The sequence below is a fragment of the Pseudomonas sp. genome (assembly GCF_050739655.1).
Taxonomy (GTDB): domain Bacteria; phylum Pseudomonadota; class Gammaproteobacteria; order Pseudomonadales; family Pseudomonadaceae; genus Aquipseudomonas.
Genome location: NZ_JBOIBY010000680.1, coordinates 1 through 2779 on the forward strand (window position 1 = coordinate 1; position 2779 = coordinate 2779).

General features: G+C 59.7%; 3 protein-coding genes. 1 reads left to right on the top strand and 2 read right to left on the bottom strand.

Annotated elements, in window-relative coordinates:
- Nucleotides 1–72 precede the first annotated feature (72 nt).
- A complete protein-coding gene (gene cysE, locus ACRESJ_RS32265) occupies nucleotides 73–849 on the bottom strand; it encodes a serine O-acetyltransferase (protein ID WP_431761527.1) in 777 nt (258 codons plus the stop codon).
- Between the two features lie 2 nt (nucleotides 850–851).
- Nucleotides 852–1622, bottom strand: coding sequence for a tRNA (cytosine(32)/uridine(32)-2'-O)-methyltransferase TrmJ (gene trmJ, locus ACRESJ_RS32270; protein ID WP_431761528.1), 771 nt, complete (start codon nucleotides 1620–1622; stop codon nucleotides 852–854).
- Nucleotides 1623–1768: 146 nt separating this feature from the next.
- On the opposite strand from trmJ, the gene suhB reads away from it, so the two are divergent.
- A complete protein-coding gene (gene suhB / locus ACRESJ_RS32275; RefSeq protein ID WP_431761529.1) occupies nucleotides 1769–2587 on the top strand; it encodes a type III secretion system regulator SuhB in 819 nt (272 codons plus the stop codon).
- Nucleotides 2588–2779: the final 192 nt, after the last annotated feature.

Here is a 2779-nt window from a genome sequence, read left to right on the forward strand (position 1 = left end):
GATCTCTTGATCTTGCTTTTAAAAACCAAAATCAAAAGATCGCAGCCTTCGGCAGCTCCTACACGCGTAGCATCAGCTGGCTTGGGATTGGTCTTTGTCTTTTACGCAGGCGAAGTCTTCTTCGCGCAATTCAGGCAGATCCTTGGCACAGTAATTACTGCCCAGATCCTTCAACGCGCCGCACATCCCCTCCAGACGACCATCAACGGCTTGCAGGTGGTCGAGCAACTGGTTAATGGCGCGAGCCACCGGGTCCGGCATGTCTTCGCTAACACCATAGGCATCGAAACCGATCTTCTCGGCCATGGCCTTGCGCTTGGCGTCCTGCTCTTCATCGGGCTTGACGATGATGCGCCCCGGAATGCCGACCACCGTTGCACCTGGCGGCACAGCCTTGGTCACCACCGCATTGGAACCGACCTTTGCGCCGGCACCGACGGTGAACGGGCCGAGCACCTTGGCGCCGGCACCAACGACCACGCCATCTTCAAGGGTCGGATGGCGCTTGCCCTTGTTCCAGCTGGTGCCGCCGAGGGTCACGCCCTGATAAATGGTCACGTCATCGCCAATTTCGGCAGTCTCGCCAATAACGATGCCCATGCCATGGTCAATAAAGAAGCGCCGCCCCACCTTGGCCCCTGGATGAATCTCGATCCCGGTCAACCAGCGACCAAAGTTCGACACCAGCCGCGCCAGCCATTTCAGGTCCGCACGCCACAGCATGGCCGACAAACGGTGAATCCAGATGGCATGCATGCCGGGGTAGCACGTCAGGACTTCAAAAGCGTTACGCGCCGCCGGGTCTCGATGGAATACGCTCTGGATATCTTCACGCAAACGCTCAAACATCATTAATCCTTCCGCTTAAGAAGCTCACCACGGGCCGCTTTTTGGGTTTCCGTGAGGATGCCACGCAAAATATTCATTTCCGCCCGGCTGACCGAGCTGCGTCCGTACAACCGGCGCAGGCGCGCCATCAAGTGCCGTGGTTTTTCCGGATCGAGGAACTCGATGGCCACCAGCGTCTGCTCCAGGTGCTCATAGAATCGCTCCAACTCGTCCATGGTCGCCAGCTCCGCGCTTTTGACCGATGCCACTTCTTCCTTCTCGACCTTGCTCGGCTGGCCTTGGGCCGCGAGCCAGGACATGCGCACTTCATAACTCAACACCTGCACCGCTGCCCCTAGGTTCAGCGAACTGAACTCAGGGTCTGATGGAATGTGCACGTGATAATGACATCGCTGCAGCTCTTCGTTGGTCAGGCCGGAATCTTCGCGACCGAACACCAGGGCGATTTCCGCACCCTGCCCGGCCTCCTCGACCACCTTCATCCCACATTCGCGGGGGTCGAGCAGCGGCCAGGGAATCCGCCGGTCGCGGGCGCTGGTGCCGAGCACCAGATTGCAGCCGACCAAGGCATCTTCCAAGGTGGCGACGACTTGGGCATTTTCAAGGATGTCACCGGCACCGGAAGCACGGGCATCGGCTTCGTGGTGCGGGAACACGCGAGGATCGACCAGTACCAGCCGCGACAGACCCATGTTCTTCATGGCGCGCGCAGTCCCGCCGATATTGCCCGGATGACTGGTGTTGACCAGGACGACACGAATGTTTTGCAGCAAGGGAGGCGCTCTCGAACACGATAATCGGGAGCCGAATCTTACAGCGACACCTACCGTTAAGCTATGAAAGCGAACGTCGTCCTTCTCCTGTAGAAACTTTCTGATAGAATGCTCGGCTTTCTTTAACAACCTTAGGTGACACATCCATGCAGCCAATGCTGAATATCGCGCTGCGCGCCGCCCGCGCCGCCAGTGAATTGATCTTCCGCTCCATCGAGCGCCTGGATACCATCAAGGTTGACGAAAAAGACGCCAAGGATTACGTATCCGAGGTGGATCGCGCCGCTGAACAAAAAATCATCGACGCTCTGCGCAAGGCATACCCGAATCACTCGATCCTGGGTGAAGAGACCGGCCTGCATGCCGGCACCGGCATCGAAGGCGAAGAGTACCTGTGGATCATCGACCCACTGGACGGCACCACCAACTTCCTTCGCGGCATCCCTCATTTCGCTGTCAGCATCGCCTGCAAATACCGCGGTCGCCTGGAGCACGCCGTTGTTCTGGACCCGGTTCGCCAGGAAGAATTCACCGCCAGCCGTGGCCGTGGCGCCCAACTGAACGGTCGTCGCCTGCGCGTTAGCGGCCGCACCAGCCTGGACGGCGCCCTGCTGGGTACCGGCTTCCCGTTCCGTGACGACCAGATGGACAACCTCGACAACTACCTGGGCATGTTCCGCGCCCTCGTTGGCCAGACTGCCGGCATCCGCCGCGCCGGCTCGGCGAGCCTGGACCTGGCCTACGTAGCCGCCGGCCGTTTCGACGCCTTCTGGGAGTCGGGCCTGTCCGAGTGGGACATGGCTGCTGGCGCCCTGCTGATTCAAGAAGCAGGCGGCCTGGTGAGCGACTTCACCGGCGGTCACGACTTCCTTGAAAAAGGCCACGTCGTTGCCGGCAACACCAAATGCTTCAAGGCAGTCCTGACGGCGATCCAGCCGCACCTGCCGGCCTCGCTGAAGCGCTAAGCTTCCAGCGACAGAAAAAGCACCCTTCGGGGTGCTTTTTTTATGCCTGCAATTCAACCCCCTGACACACCACAAACCCAATGTGGGAGCGAGCTTGCTCGCGATGGTCGCCAACGATAACGCGCACCTGCTGGAGAAACGCGGCGCCCTGGCGTTTTTCGCGAGCAAGCTCGCTCCTACAGACCTGAAAAT

What these genes read in the sequence shown, in the direction of transcription:
- cysE (WP_431761527.1), bottom strand. Translation starts at nt 849, where the DNA reads ATGTTTGAGCGTTTGCGTGAAGATATCCAGAGCGTATTCCATCGAGAC.
- suhB (WP_431761529.1), top strand. Translation starts at nt 1,769, where the DNA reads ATGCAGCCAATGCTGAATATCGCGCTGCGCGCCGCCCGCGCCGCCAGT.